The organism is Plantactinospora sp. CA-290183 (genome assembly GCF_050936375.1).
Classification (GTDB): domain Bacteria; phylum Actinomycetota; class Actinomycetes; order Mycobacteriales; family Micromonosporaceae; genus Plantactinospora.
Genome location: NZ_JBNJMX010000021.1, coordinates 44,096 through 61,799, shown reverse-complemented (window position 1 = coordinate 61,799; position 17,704 = coordinate 44,096). Strand labels below are relative to the sequence as shown.

The window sequence follows — 17,704 nt, the reverse complement described above, 5'->3', positions numbered from 1 at the left end:
ATGTTGGAACTGAGCAAACATGGTGCTGGAGCAGACACGCTGCCTTGCATAGCCACTGCAGGTTCAAGGCTGTGGCTCAGAGAACATGCTGACAAGAGCCAGAAGGAAGCCTGCACTGCGAGCTGGAGGAGCAAATGACATGACTGTGACTGCCAACATAGCCAAGTGCCTGCCCTGAAAGGCACTATACACTGACCAGATCCTCTGAAATGTCCCAGGAAGCCCATCTCATTTGTAGCCTGATGACTTGACGGCCTGAGTACAAAAATGCTGCCTGTAGATGACTGCTTGCTGCCTGGCAGCAGACCTGGAGGAGGTGGTCTGGCTGGGAGGTCTCATCTGCTGGGCTGAGGCTGACCACGGTGACGTGGGCAGGCGCCGCCGCAGATGACAGCCCAGAAAGCTACATTCTGCAACAGCAAGCAGGCTGCTGGACAGCATGTCATTGCAGACTGCCCAGCCATCCACGGACACATCAGCACACCGAAGCTGCACCAGGTCCGAAGGCCAGAACACACTGAGTGCAGGACTCAGCCAGCCAACTCATCCAGGAAGGCCCACGGCACGGAGACCCACACACCCACAGCCAGCACACAGGTTTGCTGAAGGCCAGCAACATGACCACTGGCACGCTGTGCAGGAGGCCGGCCACAGGCCCAGCTGATGCTGGCTGCCTGAACTGCTGACCCTGCGGCTGGCCAACCCCTGGATCTTGGAAGGCTGCGTTGATCCTGGGCTGAGTACATTCATATCGAGATCCTGCCATGTCAGCTGTGGGTCAAGGCAGAGAGGAGGTGGCTGACTCGGCAGCTGACGCCCAAGGCTGCACTGCTGACGGCCTGCTTGACACTGCGGGCTGCTGCCCTGCAACCTCAGCAGATCACGCGCTGAATGGCACTGCTGGCACCGGGGCTTGCAAGGCTCAGCTGGCAGGAGGTCCGTCGGCGGCTGGGACTGGTCACCACCTCCACCAACCTGGCAGCAATGCGGCAGGGGTTGCTCGGGCTGCCAGACCATTCCACAGGCTGACCTCACTGAGCAGGCCAACACACCTGGAAGGCAGGACGTGGAGCTGAACATCTTGGTCAAGGGTGCAGGCCACTGTCGGCTAAAAGGCAGTGACTGCCTGCTGCTGTGCTCGTGCTCTGGCAGACGCGATGGATGCTGCGCAGCATCGCGGAGGCTGGCTGAGGGCTGGCTGGAGAGACAGCCGGCCTGACAGTGCTATCTCCCTGAACACGCCCCGGCCTGCATGGCTGTCTGGCAGCCAGACAGCCGCACACAAGCCAGCGCGCTGGGGTGTGAGCAGTGTGTCCAGTGGGACAGCCCGCCTGGCAGCAGAGCCTGCGCTGGCCTGTCTGCACCGAGCACTGTCACCGAGTTGAGCTGGCCATCAACAGCTGCCGAGATCCGGCCTGCACGGCTGCTGATCGCCAGGCCGCTGGTGAGCATGCTGCTGCGAGCGCATCGATGACCTGGGCACCGGTGAAGAGATGAGGTGCTCGCCAGCGGCACGGCGGCCGCGACGATGCCGAGGGCCTTCGCCGTTGCTGCTGCTCGGCCGCTGGGCAGCGCGCCAACCGCCCTGGTCGAGCTGGTAGATCGGCGATAGCGTCGCGGCCTGCTGTACGATCGCTGGCCGGATGAGCGTCAGTGGCCTCGACGGCGCTCCTGGTAGAGCGAACGCCGCTGCTCAGCGCGCTGGCGTGGTCAACCCGAGCCAGAACCCCGACCCCTCGTCGCCGAGCAGCCAGCCCAGCCCGTCGGCGGTCCGGCCCACCGTCGCGTCGCGCACCTCGGCCGCGACAGCGCCGGTGCCGGCGATCAACACGCTGCCCGTCACGGCCGGGGTGCCGGCCGCGAACGCGACCACCGCGTCGCCGACCGGACGCATCGGGCAGCGCAGGCCGATCCGTCGCCACCGGTCGGCGTAGACCGCGGCCACCTCCGGTTCGGCCAGTCGGGAGACGCCGGCCAGGCCGATCACGCCACCGACCACCCGGGTCGGGTCGTGGTCGCCGAGCGCCTCCCCGACCGCCGCCGCCAGGGCGTCGGCCGCCTCGGCCGGCGGCGACCGGATTTCCGGCCCCGGCCCGGCCGCGCCCACCACCTGACCGTCCACGGTGGCGACGGCGGCCCTGGTCGTCGTGCCGCCGCCGTCACCGCCGAGGACGAGTGGGGTGGCCTGGGCCGCCGCCGATGGTGACCGGCGCCCTGGCCCCCGCCACAAGGATTTCCATCGAAAAAGTCAAACCTATTGACTGATGAGCCTCGGCGGTCATAATTTTCATCATCAACGCACATCCATGAAAGGGATGACGATGGAGGAGAGCGGGCTGCTCGGCCGGGTGCGCACCGAGCTGAGCACGCTGCCGGTCGCGTTGCAGCGGGTCGCCGAGCAGATCCTGCTGGCGCCGGAGCAGACCGCCCGCTCGACGATCATCGACCTGGCCGAGCGCGCCGGCACCTCCACCGCCACGGTGACCCGCTTCTGCCGGGTCTTCGGCTACCGGGGCTACGCCGAACTGCGGGTCATGGGTCGCCACCGAGACCGGGCGGGCGGCCCAGGCCCGCTGGGACACCGACATCGACCGCGAAATCGGTCCGGACGACCCGCTCGACCACCTGCTGGAGGTCGTGGCGAACGCGGACGCCCGGGCGATCCAGGACACCGCCGGTCAGGTCGACCTCGCCGCCGTCCACCGGGTGGCGGCGGCGGTGGCCCAAGCCCAGCGGGTGGACCTGTTCGGACTCGGCAGCTCGGGCAACGCCGCCCGGGAGATGGCCTTCCGGCTGGAACGGATCCGGGTGCCGGTCTGGCACCGGGCCGACCCGCACAGCGCACTGACCAACGCCGCGCTGCTCAATCCCGGCGACGTCGCGATCGGACTGTCGCACAGCGGGCGCACCCGCGAGGTGATCGAGGTGCTGGCCGAGGCCGCCGATCACGGCGCGCTCACCGTCGCGGTCACCTCGTTCCCGCGCTCGCCCGCGGCCGAGGTCGCCGACGTGGTGATGACCACGGCCGTACAGGAGACGACGTTCCGGCTGGCCGCGCTCTCCGCGCTGCACTCACAGCTCCTGGTGCTGGACCTGATCTACGTCGCGGTCGCGCAACTCACCTACCAACGCACCACCGAGGCGTTCGAGGTCACGGCTCGGGCCGTGGACGCCCACCGGCTACCCGACGAACCGCAGCGGGCCACCCGCCGACGCGTCAAGACCACGGAGGGGCGATGACCACCACCATCAGCGCATCGGCGTACCTCAACGCCGTCACGGCGGCCATCGGACGGGTCACCGAGACACAGCACGACGCGGTGCACGCCGCCGCCGACCTGATCGCGACCGCGCTCGGCCAGGGCGGCGTGGTGCAGGCCTTCGGCTGCGGACACTCCGAAGCGCTCTCGATGGAGATCGCCGGTCGGGCCGGCGGACTCGTGCCGACCAACCGGATCGCCCTGCGCGACCTCGTGCTCTACGGCGGAGCCGACCGCGAGGTCCTGGAGATCAAGCAACGCGATCAAGCCGCGCACTGGCCGGCGACTGCCCACGGCCCCGACGACGTGTTCGTGCTGACCTCGAACTCCGGGGTCAACGGCGTGATCGTGGAGTTCGCGCTGCTGTTGAGGGACCGGGGGCACAGGCTGATCGGGATCACCTCCCTGGACCACACCGCCCGGGTCGAGTCGCGGCATCCGTCCGGTCGGCGGCTCGCCGACATCGCCGACGTCGTACTCGACAACGGCGCGCCGTACGGCGACGCCGCCCTGCCGCTCCCCGGCGGCGGCGCGGTCGGGGCCATCTCCTCGATCACCGGGGCGCTCCTCGCCCAGCAGATCGTCACCGAGGTCGTCGCCCGGCTGCTCGCCGCCGGGCAGGCCCCGCCGGTCTACCTGTCGGCGAACGTGCCCGGCGGCGACACGCACAACAACGAGCTGGAAGCCCGGTACGCCGGTCGCATCCGCCGCACCGCCTGAGCACGCTCCCCCGGAGAACCGGACGCGGCGGCGACACCCGAAGAGGCATCCGACGCACCACCGAGTGGAAGGTGAGCTCCGACGATGGAATCCTCCTCCCCGACCAACCGCGGCACCGGCCCCAGCCGACGCGGGCTTCTGCGGGGCCTGGCCGCTTCGCTGGCCACCGGCTGCGTGACGAGCGGCGGCGACGACACACCAGCCGCCGCCAAGGGCGAGACCAGCCCGGAGAACCCGCTGGGCGCACCCGAGGCGCTGCTGGAGCCCGCCGAGGTCATCTTCGGCGCGGCATGCTGATGCCGGTACGCCAGGCACGCCGAGACGCTCTACCAGCAGCGCTTCCCCGGCTCGAAGATCGACCACAAGGCGATCCAGAAGGTCGGTGAGGCGCTCCAGCCAAGGTTCGTGGCGGACAACCCGCCGGACGTCGTCGACAACACCGGCGCCGGCCGACTCGACCTCGCCACCCTGGTCGGCGCGGGCAAGCTCGGCGACCTGACCGAACTGCTCGACGCGCCGTCGCTGCACGACCCGGCCAAGCGGGTACGCGACACCCTCCTGCCCGGAGTCGTGGCGGACGCGTGGCACTTCCTTCGATCGGCGGCGGCGTGGTCACATCGCCCAACTTCACCTCCACACCGTCTGGGCGTCAGGCATTCGAAACCAAAGCCTTCGACCTGGGCACGGCCGACCTGGCCCCGACCACCTGGGACGCGATGCTGGCGCTCTGCGCCGAGATCAAGCGGGCCGGCGTCGCGCCCTGGACGTACCAGGGCAAGTATCCGGAGTACCTGAACGATCCGCTGCTCGCCATGGCGGCCAAGGCCGGCGGCGCCGACCTGGTCACGGCGGTGGACAACCTGGAACCGGGCGCCTGGAAGCAGCAACCGCTGCTGGACGCGGCCAGCGCCATCCACCAGCTCGCCGGCGAGGGCTACCTGCTGCCGGGCTCGGCGGCGCTGTCACACACCGAGGCACAGGCCGCCTGGTCGCGGGGGAAGGCGGCGCTGATCCCGTGCGGCTCCTGGCTGGAGGCGGAGCAGAAGGGGGTCACCCCGGACGGGTTCGACATGGTGATGGGGCCGGTGCCCTCCCTCGGCCCGGGCGACAAACTGCCGTACGGTGCGATCCAGGCCGCCAGCAGCGAGTCGTTCCTCGTACCGGCGAGAGCCCGCAACCCGCGCGGCGGCCTGGAGTTCCTGCGGGTGCTCTTCTCCCAACCCGCCGCCCGGCGGTTCGCCGAACTCAACAGCACGCTGCCCAGCGTCGTCGGGGCGACCGACGGACTGACCCTGAGCAGCGGACTCGGCTCGGTGCGGGCAGCGGTCACCGCCGCCGGCCCGAACACCTTCACCTACCGCTTCCGGACCTGGTACGCCCCGCTCGCCAAGGCGGTCGACGACGCCACCGGTGAACTCGGCACCGGCCGGATCAACCCCACGGTCTGGGCGGACCGGATCCAGAAGGCCGCCGACGCCCTCGCGACCGACTCCAGCGTCACAAAGTACCGCCGGTAACCGTCATGACGGCCCTGCGGCACGGCAAGTACGGCTTCCTCGCCGGCGCGATCCTGCCGGCGCTGCTGGTCTACGCGGTGTTCGTCCTCTCCCCCTACGCGCAGGCGTTCTACCTGTCGCTCACCGACTGGACCGGGGTGTCGGGCGACGTCACGTTCGTCGGGCTGGAGAACTACCAGCGGCTCGCCTCGGACGAGTCGTTCCGGGCGGCGCTGCGCAACAACGGCCTGATGCTGCTCGTCGTGCCGCTGGGCACCATCGTGATCGGGCTGCTGCTCGCGGCACTGGTCAACTTCGGTGGACGCCGGGACAGCACGATGCTCTCCGGGGTCCGTGGCGGCGAGTTCTACAAGGTCGCCTTCTTCTTCCCCCAACTGCTCTCGCTGCCGATCATCGCGGTGCTCTGGCAGTTCGTGTACCACCCCAACGAGGGGCTGCTCAACGGATTCCTCCGGACCCTGCGCCTGCACGCGCTGGCCCGCACCTGGCTCGGCGACCCGCACCTGGCGCTCTGGGCGGTGATGGCCGTCCTGGTCTGGTCGTCGGTCGGCTTCTACACGGTGCTCTTCTCGGCCGCGATGGAGTCCATCCCCCGGGAGCTGCTGGAGGCGGCGACCCTCGACGGCGCCGGTCGGCTCGCCACGCTGCGCCGGGTGATCCTGCCGCTGATGTGGGACAACGTGCAGGTCGCCTTCGTCTACCTGGGCGTACTCGCGCTCGACGGCTTCGCGGTCGTACAGATCATGACGGTGGGACCCGGCGGGCCGGACGGCGCGACCGAGGTGATCGGCCTCGGCCTCTACCGCAACGCGTTCACGTACGGCAGGTTCGGCTACGCCGCCGCGATGGGCGTGGCCCTGTTCTTCCTGACGCTGACCCTCGCGCTGCTCGCGCTGCGGATGAGCCGCCGGGAACGGGTGGAGCTGTCATGACGATCCTCGCCGACCCCCCGGTCACCCCCGCCGAGACCCCCCGCGCGGAGCCGGCGCCGCGCGGCGGACGCGGCGGTGACACCGTCGCCCACGCCTTCCTGGTCGGCTGGGCCGCGCTGGTCACCCTGCCGCTGCTCTGGGCGGTGCTCAGCTCACTCAAGACCGACCGGGAGATCCTCACCAGCCCGTGGAGCGTGCCGGCGACGCCCCGCTTCGACAACTGGGCCCGGGCCTGGGACCAGGCCTCGATCGGCCGCTACTTCCTCAACAGCGCGATCGTCGTGGGCTGCGCGCTCGTCCTGACCATGCTGCTCGGCGCGCTGGTCGCATACGCGCTGGCCCGCTATCCGTTCCCCGGCAACCGGCTGCTCTACTACGTCTTCGTCTCGGGTCTGCTCTTCCCGGTCTTCCTCGCGCTCGTGCCGCTCTTCTTCGTGGTCGAACAGCTCGGGCTGCTCGGCACCTATCCGGGACTGATCCTGGTCTACACGGCGTACGCGTTGCCGTTCACCGTCTTCTTCCTGCACGCGTTCTTCCGTACGCTGCCGGCGGCCGTCGCCGAGGCCGCCTTCCTCGACGGCTGCTCGCACTGGGGCGTCTGCTTCCGGGTGATGCTGCCGCTCGCCCGCCCCGGGCTGGTCAGCGTCGCCATCTTCAACTTCCTCGGTCTGTGGAACCAGTACCTGTTGCCCCTCGTACTCAATCCCGACCCCGACCGCTACGTCCTCGCCCAGGGCCTCGCCGCGCTCTCGGTCAGCCAGGGCTACCGCAGCGACTGGAGCGGGCTGTTCGCCGGGATGACCATCGCGATGCTTCCCGTCCTCGCCGCCTACGTGCTCTTCCAGCGTCAGATCCGCTCCGGCCTCACCGCCGGCGCGGTGCGCTGACACACCACCCCGGCACCACCTGCGACCGACCACCGTCGGCCGGTCGTACCCGTCTTACGTCCTGTCGTGAGGAGACCCTGTGTCAACCAAACCCACCGCGAGAGGTCTCGCGGCCGGCGCCGCGGCCGTACTGGCCGCCGGAACCCTCGCCGGCTTCACCGTCACCGCCTCGGCCGGCACCGGCACCGCTGCCGTCCCCGCCGCGACCTGCGGCGTACTCTTCGACGACTTCGCCTACGCGTCGTCGTCCGACCCCTCGATCCCGGCCCGCAACTGGACCGTGCGCACGAACGCCGGCGGTCCCGGCGTACCCGGGGCGGCCTGGCCCGCCGCGAACGTCAGCTTTCCCACCGAGGGCGGGCAGAAGGTGCTCCAACTGACCGCCAGGACCGACGGTACGGCCGGCGGCACCAGCCACGCCGAGTTCCTCCACCAGCGGAAGTTCTTCGAGGGCACCTACGCTGCCCGGGTGCGGTTCACCGATGCGCCCACGTCTGGCCCGGACGGTGACCACCTGGTCGAGACGTTCTTCACCATCACGCCGCTGGACCGCCCGCTCGATCCCAACTATGGCGAGATCGACTTCGAGTACCTGCCGAACGGCGGCTGGGGCGAGCAGGGTCCGATCTTCTACCAGACGACCTGGGAGACGTACCAGAACGAGCCGTGGCAGGCGGACAACACCCACACCGCCCAGCGGACCAGCTTCAACGGGTGGCACGACCTGACCTTCACCGTCTCGGGCGGCAGGGTCAGGTACTACGTGGACGGGGTGCAGGTCGCCGACCATGGGGACCGGTACTACCCGGAGACGCCAATGTCGATCAACTTCAACCTCTGGTTCATCGACCTGACCGGTCGTACCGGCTCCGGCCTGGCCACGTACATCCAGCAGGTGGACTGGCTCTACCACACCGACCGCGAGGTCATCACGCCCGCCGAGGCCCGCAGCCGGGTCGACGCGTACCGGACGGCGGGCACGGCGCACGTCGACACGGTCGGCACGGGCGGACCGTGCACCACGACCCCGCCGACCACCGGGCCACCGACCACCTCACCCACGACGCCCCCGGCGACCCGTCCGCCGACCACCGGGCCCCCGTCGAACTGCGCCAACGCGACGGCCTGGGACCGGGGCGCGGTCTACCTGGAGGGCGACCGCGTCACGCACAACGGCCGGCTCTGGCAGGCCAACTGGTGGACCCAGGGCTCCGAGCCGGGCCTCACCGCGCAGTGGCGTGACCTCGGCCGCTGCTGAGCACGACGTCCGTTGCCGACAGATCCCACCGACCACGGCCGACCGTTCGCGCACCGGCAAGCCCCTGGTGTGGGCGGGCCGATGCCTACCGCCGATCACTGACCGCACCGCACCGTACCGACCGGCGCCGCCCGCGCCGGTCGGTACGGCGATGGCGACCTGCCGCCACGGCCCGCGCTCTGCGATGCTCCTCTACCGTGACCTCCTTTCGTCGCCTGGTGACTTCAGGCTCACCGCTGGAACCCGAGATCGGCTTCTCCCGCGCCGTGCGGATTGGGCCGTACGTATCAGTGGCCGGCACCGCGCCGATCGCGGACGACGGTGCCACGACCGGTCCGGGAGACGTGTACGCGCAGTCCGTGCGCTGCCTGGACATCGTCGAGCAGGCGCTGCACGAGGCGGGGGCAACCCTGGCGGACGTCATCAGGACCAGGGTCATGCTTGTCGACATCGCCGGTTGGCGAGAGGCCGCGCGCGCACATGGCGAACGTTTCTCTCAGCTACGACCGGCGTGCACCTTCGTGGAAGTGTCGCGTTTCATCGATCCGGAGTGGTTGGTGGAGTTCGAGGTCGACGCCGTCGTGGGAGCAGACCGCACCGGGTGAAGCAGCCGACCGCCCGCCACCGCCCGCCGTACCGCTGCGCAGCCCGACGGCCGAGAGACGCGGCTTCAGCGCACCCGCACGGGCACCCTGGTGCGCGGTTCGATCGTTCGACGCAACGCGTCGGCCTGGTCAGTCCTTCCGGCAGCATCTCCGATGGCCCGGTCCATCTCTTCAGCTTCTATCCCAGCGAGCAGGTCTGCGAGGATCAGCGCTGGTGGGTCACGACGCAGGGCTGGTGGACCTGGGACGACTCGGCGTGCGCGACCAACGGCAACGACCGGGCGTCGTTCAGCTACTTCGACGGCCTGGCTGGCGGTTCCCGCCGCGCCGCAGGGTAGACAGCTTCCGGCCGGCGGTGGCGTTCGCGCAGGATCTGCTGTCGGCCGCCCTGGGTGTCGGCAGCAGTGAGGTGCGAATATCCGCTGAAGATCATTGAGTAGCTGGGCGAGCGGGTGCTTACACTCGCCCGATGGAGATCGGTGTCCGTCCGGCGTCCCGGGCCGACGTGCCCACGCTGCTCGACCTGTACGCCGAACTGCATCCGGGTGATCGGCCACCCTCAGCGGAGACCGCGCGCGATGTCTGGCGTGCCATTGCGGCACAGGCGGGGCGAACGGTCCTCGTCGCGGAGTCCGCCGGGACGGTGGTCGGTACGGTCGACTGCGCTGTGCTGCCGAACCTCACCCGGGGCGCCCGGCCGTTCATGCTGGTCGAGAACGTTGTGGTCACCGCTGGCCATCGGCGTTCGGGCGTCGGGTCCGCGCTCCTGGCGGCCACCGTGTCCCTGGCCCGGCAGACGGGCTGCTACAAAGTCCAGCTGCTGTCACGGGCTGAGCGCCACGCCGCGCACGCCTTCTACGAGTCGCACGGCTTCCGGGCAGTCGCCCAGGGATACCGCCGCTACCTCGATTGAGGAGGGCGCCGGCCGCTCCCCTGGACGTCGGCTGGCCACCGCAGCAGACACGGCGTGGATCACGTCGACCCGGGCACCCAGAAGGGTGCCTCCTGGCTTCCAATGCCTGAACATCGTCGGGACGGACTCACGACCCGCCACGTGTCGACCGGTCAGCGCGGTCCCCAACCGGCACCCTTCACCGATGACCCGGAACAGGCGGTCGCCTCACTCCACCGGCTGGAAGGGCTGGACGCGACCTGGGTACCTCCCGGGCACGGCACACCGTGGAACGGTGGCGTCAAGGAGGCGGTGCGCCAGGTCAATGCCGCGGCAACGGCGGCGTGGACGCCCCCGAAGTCAAGGTGAACCGGTGGTCTTCGAAAGGTCGAGGACGAGGCCGGCGGTGGCGACGCCGACCTCACCGTCGTACCCCTCAGCGGCCGCGGCCCGCGCAGCCGCCGGATCCGTGCCCGGCCACAGGTGGGTGAGTAGCAGGCGTCTGGCGCCGGCGTCCGCGGCCTGCCGACCTACCTGGCGCGCGCTCGACAGGTGGCGCCGCACGTCCTCCGGCACCCGATCCACATAGGTCGCCTCGGCCAGTAGCAGGTCAGCGTCGCGCGCCAGTTCCACCACCTCGGAACTCGGGCCGGCGTCACCGGTGTACGCGAGAACCCGGCCGGCCGCGGTCAGCCGTACGCCGGCATTCGGCACCGAGTGCGGCAGCAGGCGGGTCTGGGCGCGCAACGGGCCGATGTCGAAGCCACTGCCGCCGGTAATCTCCCGCAGAACGTAGGCGCTGGCCAGCATCCCGGGCCGGTCCAGCGCTAGCACCGCGTCCAGCGCGCCGGGCAGCGCGTACACCGGTAGCGGTGCCGGCGGATCATCGCGCCACGCCCGCGCCCGCAACAGCGGGTTCAGGTCGGCGCAGTGATCGGGATGTCCGTGGCTGATGAAAACCGCGTCGACCTGGTCCGCGGCGACCCGTTCCAGCAGCCGCGGCACGGTCGCATAACCGAGGTCGACGAGCAGCCGGAACCCCTCGTGCTCCACGAGGTAGCCACTGCATGCCTGCCCGGCTCCCGGCCACGCACCGCACCCACCGAGAACGGTGAACCGCATCCGAGCCCCCCATTCTGCCGGGTCGTCCCTCGACGCCGACCCGACGGTGGGCCGGCCCGCTCCGGCCCCGGCGCCGGGTGCGGTAGCCGGATCATGCGGAGCCGCGCAGTACCAGTCTGGTGGGAAGGATGAGGGACGCGCTTTCCCGCCCCGCGATCAATTCGATGAGTACCCGGGTCATCTCCTTTCCCAGGGACTGAATCGATTGATGGATCGTTGTCAGAGGCGGGTTGGTCCGTTCGGCTATTCCTAGATCGTCGAAGCCCACGACCGCCACGTCCGCCGGTACGGACCGGCCGGCCGCACTCAGCGTGCGCAGGGCCCCGGCCGCCATGTTGTCGCTGGCAGCGAAGACGGCATCAAGATCTGGGTGGTCGTCGAGCAGCGCTGTCATCGCCGCGGCGCCGCTGGCCTCGGTGAAGTCACCTTCCGCCACGCCGTACGGGGTCAGGCCCGCCATGATCATCGCCTCGCGGTAACCCCGGTAGCGGGCCGCGCCGACCTCGGTGCCCAGCTCGCCGGTGACCGTGACGATACGGGTGCGACCGAGGCTGATGAGATGCTCGGTAGCGAGCCGCGCCCCACCGAGGTTGTCGGAGTCGACGTACCACTGCGGCTCGAAGTGCAACGGCCGACCGCCGTACACGGCCGGCAGGCCGGCTCGGCGCACAATGTGGGTCAGCGGGTCGTCCCCACGCAGCGCCATCAACATGATGCCGTCGACGCCCCGCGTGTTCAGCAGGTTCGTGAGCCGGGACCGGCCCCGACCGGAGCTGGCCAGACACAACAACAGGTGTAGGTCGGTGTTTTCGAGCGCCGAGGAGACACCGACGATGACCTGACCGAAGAACGGATCGGCGAACAACTCAGGATCGTCGTGGGAGATGGCGAGGGCGACGATTCCGGTCTGCTGGGTGGCCAGGGCACGGGCAGTGCGGTTGGGCAGGTACCCCAGTTCCTTGATGGCCCTCTCGACGGCGTCGCGCGTGGCGCGACTGACGTGCGGCGCGTTGTTGAGGACCCGGGACGCGGCAGAGCGTGACACACCGGCGCGCGCGGCCACCTCGTCGAGCGTGGGCTGGCGCCGGGTTGTTCCTGTTGCCATCGTGGTGCCGCGTCCTTCCTGCCTGAGGTGGGGGACAGGTCGGCGACGAGGGCACCCGGCGCAGCTCGGTCGGCGCCGACCCGGCTACCGGCGGTGCTGACGTCGCTGATCGATCGTATCGGCCGCCGACGGGTACGTGCCCAACAGACGATGCGCTGCCAGGGCCATGGGCGATCGACCTGCTGGCGTAAACCAGGGCCTCAGCCTGGAAGCGGTTCCAGGATTGTCCAGGCGGCGACGATGCGTCAGAACTGGTGACCTAGGCAGCTGCCTTGACTTTTACTCGTCATATGTCCAACATTAGATCGACGTCGCTAGATGGAATTCTGCTGGAAGCGCTTCCAGTATAGATCACACGTTTGGGCCTGTAGGAGTTCGCGAGCGCCTCAACGCGGGACGGCACACAGCACCCGACTGATGGCCGACGCGGTAGGGAGCGGGACGGGGCGACCGTGCCCTGGCCACCACGCCACCCTCGTTGCTGGCCCCGAGCCTGGATCAACCGCGGCTCCAGGCACTCAGCACCGGTTCATGTCCATGCCACTTCTCAACGCTCTGGGAGACTCGCAATGAAACGACCCGCCCGTCCGCTGCTCGCGCTCGCAGCCGCGCTGGCAGTGGCGGTCCCGACGGTCCTGTTCGGCTCGTCCGCCGCCTATGCCGATCCGATCAGCCAGACCAGCGGCTTCTACGTCAATCCCAACTCCAGCCCCGCGTCATGGGTCGCCGCCAACCCTGGCGACGAACGCGCCAACGCGATCAGAACCGAGATCGCCCAGAAACCGATGGCCTCCTGGTTCGGCAACTGGAGTGGCGACATCACCGCCGCAGTCGGCGGGTACGTCGCCGCTGCGGACGCCGTCGACAAACTCCCCCTCCTCGTGGCCTACAACATCCCCGGCAGAGACGCCTGCGGCGGGCACTCCGGTGGTGGTGCCGGAAGCGTCGCCGCCTACGACGCATGGATCGCGGCCTTCGCCAGCGCCATCGGCAACCGGCCCGCTGTGGTGGTCCTCGAACCGGACTCGCTGGGCGACTTCAGCTGCATGGCCCAGGCGCAGATCAACGACCGGGTCGGCACGCTCGCCCGCGCCGCCGACCAGTTCCGGTCCAAAGCACCCAACGCCTGGGCCTACCTCGACGCGGGCAACCCCGGCTGGGTCGACGCTCGGACGATGGCGCAACGCCTCAACATGGCCGGTGTCGCCAACGCCCACGGTTTCGCGCTGAACGTATCCAACTACTTCACCACCGGCGAGAACACCAACTACGGCAACGCGGTCGCCTCCGCGCTGCGTAGCGACTTCGGATACACCAAGCCCTACGTGATCGACACCAGCCGCAACCGCAACGGCTCCAACGGCGAGTGGTGCAACCCGGCCGGCCGCCGCATCGGCACACCGACCCAGATCGGCGGCGGTGCCGAAATGCTGCTGTGGCTCAAGACACCGGGAGAGTCCGACGGCAACTGCGGGGTCGGGGCCGGATCCAGCGCCGGGCAGTTCCTGCCCGAGGTGGCCTATAACCTGATCTTCGGGTACTGAGCTGGGTGATTCACGACGACTGCCGAATGAGCCGGTTCGCCGGCGTGTCGACAAGCGGAAGCGCCCCTCCGGCAAGAGCAACCGAGGGCCCGGACTCATCGGAGACTCTTGCCGGAGGGGCACTCCCCGGGTGGGGCACTGACAGCCGAGCCGATACGGGCGTCGAGCAGAGTCTCCTCCGCTCGACGCCGCCCGGGGCCCAGGGCCGCCGCAGCCACGACGGAGCTGCGACCGGGGCGCACGGTCGCGCAGGTGGGCTGGCAGTCTTGAGGATCCACGGTGTGGTCCCGCGGCAGGAGCCCGTATGCCAGACTCAGCGCTGTACGTCGTCGTCCGGCGGGGACGGCACGAGTTCCGGCTCCACCGGTCCGGGGCGTTGAGCCTGCCGGAGTCGCTGTTCGATGGCCCGGACGCGTGGGTGGATCCCCACGGTCGGGTCGAGGCCGAGCCGTACGACGAGGTGTGGGCCTCCGGCGGCGTGTTGCTCGACCACGACCGGCGCCTCCTGCGCTGGTACAACCACCTGAGCGTCGCCAACGACAGCGTCGGGCTGCGCCGAGCCGTGCTGCCGCTGCTCAGCTGGTGTTGGCCCGGCTGGACCGTCGAACACGCCGGCCGCGGATACGTGGACGTCATCGACGGCCTGCCGGTTGACCGGACTGCGTTGCTGGCGCCCGACCGGCCGCCACGTGAGGTCACCATCGCGGACCTGGTCGCCGGCATGAACGCGCCGAGCAGTGTCCTGGGCCGCCCACTCAGCCTCGACGAGTACATGGCCGCGGTCGACCCGTTCGCGCACCTGTTGCACCTGCGCGGGTACGGGCTGACGGTCCTGAGTGTGCGCGACGTCGACGGGACCGTCCGCGACCACGTCGGTGGGATGTCGCTGCCGGCGGTACTGGCAACCGGCCCGAAGCTGCTGACGATGCTGCGCGACCTGCCGACCGCGGCCGTGCCCGGCGAGCAGTACGTCGGCGATGGGGCCCTTGTCGATGTCGCCAGCCGGACCGTCGCCGCCTGGCAGGGTCACAGCGGCCGTCTCGCGGCGGCGCGGTTCGCCGAGCGGTGGCCGGGCTGGCGGCTGAGCGTCCACCCCGAGGGGCTACCCGGGCATCTGCGCCGTTCCGGCCGGGACGACGCGCCGTTGCGGCTGCCGTGGCGGACCGTCCTGGCCGAAGCGTGCCTGCTGTTCACCCACGACGCCGCACGGGCCGAGAAGGACTTCGCGGCATTGCTACGTGATGGCGACACCTGGCCCGGCCGGCCGGGACTGACCGGCCGACCGCTGGCGGCGCTGCACCGGCTGTGCGCCACCCGTCCCGGCGCCGGCTCACAGTCCTGCCACGGGTAGTGCGTCGCCCATATACCGGACGGTGCCGCAGGGGCACCGGCGGGAGACGATCCGGATGAGTCCCCGACGACGGACATCGGCCCGCCGGCGCTCGATAGATTGACCGCCATGTCCGCACTGGGGAGGCTCGACGGGTGGGAGTCGCTGTCGCCGGAGTTGCGGGAGCGGCTGGCCGTGGCCGACCTGCCGGAATCGCTGCGACTCGACGGGTACGACCTGTTCCTGCCCGGCCCGGATCTGGTCTTTCGGGATGGCCTGTTGCGATTCGGCTACGGCACGGACGCGTGCGGCGGCGAATTCTGCCTTGATCCGGACTCGGGCGCCGTGCAGGTCATCGATGACAGCCAGACACGGACGTTCGTGAACTCGTCGCTCGAGCTGTACGCCCGCTCGCTACGCCTGGTCGCCGGTCTTGCGCCCGCGATCGTCGGGGGCGACCCGGACGGCTGGGAAGACGCCAAGAACGAGATGCAGCGGGTCATCGCGGAGTGGGATGCGTCGGCGATGATCTCGGACAACTACTGGGACGCCCTCTCGTGGGACATCGCTACCGGTAACTACGCCGACCAGTCAGACCTCTAACTCTCCTTCGAGTTGTAACGCACGCCCCATCTGAAGGACCTACGGCACCGCGTCCATCTCGACCTGGTGCCGTATCCCGGTGCCGGTCAAGCGGCGGAGGTGGCCCGGCTGCGGGCCCTCGGCGCGACGCCGGCCGATGTCGGCCAGAGGGATGTCCCGTGGGTCGTCCTCGCCGACCCGGAGGGCAACGAGTTCTGCGTCCTCGCTCCGGTCTGACCCGGAGCCGCCCCCGCCCTCGGGCCTGACCGCTTCATCACGTTCTGTCCAGCCCGGATACGACGCCTCTGTTGAGGGCGGGACGATCGATGCAACTCAGACCGGAGCGAGGTCCGATGCTCAGAATGGTGACAATCGGCGTCTATGGCTTCGACGGCGAGTCCTTCCTGCGACGACTGCGGCGCGCGGACGTCCACCTGCTGCTCGACGTACGCCAGCGCCGCGGTGTGCGCGGACCCGACCACTCCTGGGCGAACTCGGCGCGGCTCCAGCGCGCGCTGGCTGCGGCGGACATCCGCTACCGGCACGTGAAGGAGCTGGCGCCGACGACCGAGCTGCGCCAGCTCCAGTACCGCGAGGACGACCGCCGGGGCGTGGGCAAGCGCAACCGCATCGCGCTGGCGCCCGAGTACGCCGAGCGCTACACGAGTGAGATCCTCGACCCGTTCGACCTCGGCGCGCTCGTGGCGGAGCTTCGGAGCGACTCGGTGACCGCCCTCCTCTGCGTCGAGCGCGACCCGGAGGCGTGCCACCGCTCGCTTGTAGCCGAGCGCCTGCGCGCCGAGTACGGCCTGCCGGTCACGGACCTCCGCCCGGGTCGCGCCACGCCCTCCGGTTAGGGCCGTGGCGGATACGCAGTCCCCGTACGTCGTGCCGGTCACCGCCTCCCCGGAGGACAGCGCCTTTTCCGCACAGCGCCGGAGCTCGCGGTACACGAAGACCGGTATCGACGGTGCTGCCCAGGTGGTTGCTTGACTCCACCGCCGCGACCGCGCGACCATGGCGCATGGCCTCATCTCTCGAGAATAGAAAAGCGGCTTTCCTCGACGGGGCCCGGCGACTTCGCGCGACGCTTCGCAAGCGTGGTGCCGAGGACCTCTTACCCTCCGGCTCCGACTGGTATGTCTGTCCAGTGTGCCTACGCCACGTGTTTACGATCGAGGCACTGGTTGAACAGCCCACTCCACTCCTCCTGGAAGCGCATTCGCGGCTTGGCGGCGAGGCCACCAGTGTCGTGCTGGTGTGCTGGCGCTGCAACGGAACCCCCTCCTCCGACGCGGACGAACGGGACTCGGACAGCCTCCGGAGGTTGCCCGCTGACGCACTGGTCGGCGCTCTGCACAGGCACGACGCGATTGAGGAGGTAGGCGAGTACCGAGAGATGCAGAGCCGGCAACTCACGGCTGATTCGGTCGCCGGTCTACCAGCCATCTATCTGAGCACGGGGACCATGCGGGGCGCTCGCGGGAAACGCCACTTTCCGATTGGAGACCCCGAGACCTTTAACATCAAAATTGAATCACGGGTACGACTGAATTACGGACCGCCAACAGTAGAGCCCGCCCGGACGGCGTACATAGTCGCCTTCGCTGCCTTTGGCTGGAGGTACATCTGTCAGCCCGCGTTGGATCCATTGCGCGACCTGTTCCGTGGCCGCACCGTGGACCGGGTCCCGGTTCTGAGGATGACGGACCGTGACGCCCACCTGACTCGCCGTCAGGTGTGGGTGGTCAGGGAGCCGTTCGGACACCGATGCGTCGTTGTCGGGTATGGCAAGGAGCAGGTCGTCCTACCGATACTCAACGATCCACGCACGCTGGAGCACCTGTGGCGCACCTTTGTCTGGAACGCGTCCACGGCAGAGGTGACGGGTGCCACGTTGGTGAGCGACCTGTATCCGTGGCCGGCGCGGCCCCTGTACTCGCTGGACCC

18 protein-coding genes and 1 pseudogene are annotated in these 17,704 nt (G+C 69.5%); 16 read left to right on the top strand and 3 right to left on the bottom strand.

Annotation, left to right across the window (positions count from 1 at the left end; all coding sequences use genetic code 11):
• Positions 1 to 1,693: 1,693 nt before the first annotated feature.
• Positions 1,694 to 2,230: a BadF/BadG/BcrA/BcrD ATPase family protein gene (locus tag ACQEUR_RS21575; protein WP_433034152.1), complete on the bottom strand. Its 537-nt coding sequence runs from the start codon at positions 2,228 to 2,230 to the stop codon at positions 1,694 to 1,696.
• 34 nt (positions 2,231 to 2,264) lie between these two features.
• Between ACQEUR_RS21575 and ACQEUR_RS21570 the strand changes: the two are divergent.
• From ACQEUR_RS21570 to ACQEUR_RS21520, 11 genes and pseudogenes are all read left to right on the top strand, one after another.
• A pseudogene (locus tag ACQEUR_RS21570) lies at positions 2,265 to 2,474 on the top strand (RpiR family transcriptional regulator); the annotation flags it as partial.
• A 163-nt stretch (positions 2,475 to 2,637) separates the two neighbouring features.
• Entirely contained in the window at positions 2,638 to 3,240 is a 603-nt protein-coding gene (locus tag ACQEUR_RS21565) for a MurR/RpiR family transcriptional regulator (protein WP_433034149.1), read from the top strand.
• Positions 3,237 to 3,980: a sugar isomerase domain-containing protein gene (locus tag ACQEUR_RS21560; protein ID WP_433034165.1), complete on the top strand. Its 744-nt coding sequence runs from the start codon at positions 3,237 to 3,239 to the stop codon at positions 3,978 to 3,980. Before ACQEUR_RS21565 ends, ACQEUR_RS21560 begins: the two co-directional genes overlap by 4 nt.
• 84 nt (positions 3,981 to 4,064) lie before the next feature.
• Positions 4,065 to 4,277, top strand: coding sequence for a hypothetical protein (locus ACQEUR_RS21555; protein ID WP_433034147.1), 213 nt, complete (start codon positions 4,065 to 4,067; stop codon positions 4,275 to 4,277).
• Positions 4,278 to 4,561: 284 nt separating this feature from the next.
• Positions 4,562 to 5,497, top strand: a complete 936-nt coding sequence (locus tag ACQEUR_RS21550) for an extracellular solute-binding protein (RefSeq protein ID WP_433034144.1) — start codon at positions 4,562 to 4,564, stop codon at positions 5,495 to 5,497.
• A 5-nt stretch (positions 5,498 to 5,502) separates the two neighbouring features.
• Entirely contained in the window at positions 5,503 to 6,429 is a 927-nt protein-coding gene (locus ACQEUR_RS21545; protein ID WP_433034141.1) for a carbohydrate ABC transporter permease, read from the top strand.
• Positions 6,426 to 7,316, top strand: coding sequence for a carbohydrate ABC transporter permease (locus ACQEUR_RS21540; protein WP_433034138.1), 891 nt, complete (start codon positions 6,426 to 6,428; stop codon positions 7,314 to 7,316). The genes ACQEUR_RS21545 and ACQEUR_RS21540 overlap by 4 nt, the downstream gene beginning before the upstream one ends.
• Before the next feature lie 79 nt (positions 7,317 to 7,395).
• Complete coding sequence (locus ACQEUR_RS21535) at positions 7,396 to 8,574, top strand: carbohydrate-binding protein (RefSeq protein WP_433034135.1); 1,179 nt, start codon at positions 7,396 to 7,398, stop codon at positions 8,572 to 8,574.
• Positions 8,575 to 8,771: 197 nt separating this feature from the next.
• Positions 8,772 to 9,179: a RidA family protein gene (locus ACQEUR_RS21530; protein WP_433034132.1), complete on the top strand. Its 408-nt coding sequence runs from the start codon at positions 8,772 to 8,774 to the stop codon at positions 9,177 to 9,179.
• On the top strand, positions 9,176 to 9,517 hold the full coding sequence (locus tag ACQEUR_RS21525; RefSeq protein WP_433034129.1) for a hypothetical protein: 342 nt from the start codon (positions 9,176 to 9,178) through the stop codon (positions 9,515 to 9,517). Before ACQEUR_RS21530 ends, ACQEUR_RS21525 begins: the two co-directional genes overlap by 4 nt.
• Before the next feature lie 131 nt (positions 9,518 to 9,648).
• Positions 9,649 to 10,092: an N-acetyltransferase family protein gene (locus tag ACQEUR_RS21520; RefSeq protein ID WP_433034126.1), complete on the top strand. Its 444-nt coding sequence runs from the start codon at positions 9,649 to 9,651 to the stop codon at positions 10,090 to 10,092.
• Positions 10,093 to 10,431: 339 nt separating this feature from the next.
• Here ACQEUR_RS21520 and ACQEUR_RS21515 read toward each other — a convergent pair whose 3' ends face one another.
• Both ACQEUR_RS21515 and ACQEUR_RS21510 read right to left on the bottom strand, forming a co-directional pair.
• Entirely contained in the window at positions 10,432 to 11,193 is a 762-nt protein-coding gene (locus ACQEUR_RS21515; protein ID WP_433034123.1) for an MBL fold metallo-hydrolase, read from the bottom strand.
• 91 nt (positions 11,194 to 11,284) lie between these two features.
• Positions 11,285 to 12,298, bottom strand: a complete 1,014-nt coding sequence (locus ACQEUR_RS21510; protein WP_433034120.1) for a LacI family DNA-binding transcriptional regulator — start codon at positions 12,296 to 12,298, stop codon at positions 11,285 to 11,287.
• A 569-nt stretch (positions 12,299 to 12,867) separates the two neighbouring features.
• Between ACQEUR_RS21510 and ACQEUR_RS21505 the strand changes: the two genes are divergently transcribed.
• From ACQEUR_RS21505 to ACQEUR_RS21485, 5 genes are all read left to right on the top strand, one after another.
• Positions 12,868 to 13,842, top strand: coding sequence for a glycoside hydrolase family 6 protein (locus tag ACQEUR_RS21505; protein WP_433034117.1), 975 nt, complete (start codon positions 12,868 to 12,870; stop codon positions 13,840 to 13,842).
• 304 nt (positions 13,843 to 14,146) lie between these two features.
• Positions 14,147 to 15,193, top strand: coding sequence for a hypothetical protein (locus ACQEUR_RS21500; protein ID WP_433034114.1), 1,047 nt, complete (start codon positions 14,147 to 14,149; stop codon positions 15,191 to 15,193).
• A 108-nt stretch (positions 15,194 to 15,301) separates the two neighbouring features.
• A complete protein-coding gene (locus tag ACQEUR_RS21495; RefSeq protein WP_433034111.1) occupies positions 15,302 to 15,775 on the top strand; it encodes an SUKH-4 family immunity protein in 474 nt (157 codons plus the stop codon).
• A 30-nt stretch (positions 15,776 to 15,805) separates the two neighbouring features.
• The gene (locus ACQEUR_RS21490; protein ID WP_433034162.1) at positions 15,806 to 15,991 is read left to right on the top strand and encodes a VOC family protein; all 186 of its coding nucleotides are present in this window, start codon (positions 15,806 to 15,808) and stop codon (positions 15,989 to 15,991) included.
• 125 nt (positions 15,992 to 16,116) lie between these two features.
• Positions 16,117 to 16,611 (top strand): DUF488 family protein, N3 subclade, encoded by a 495-nt coding sequence (locus ACQEUR_RS21485; protein WP_433034109.1) that lies wholly within the window; start codon positions 16,117 to 16,119, stop codon positions 16,609 to 16,611.
• Positions 16,612 to 17,704 lie beyond the last annotated feature (1,093 nt).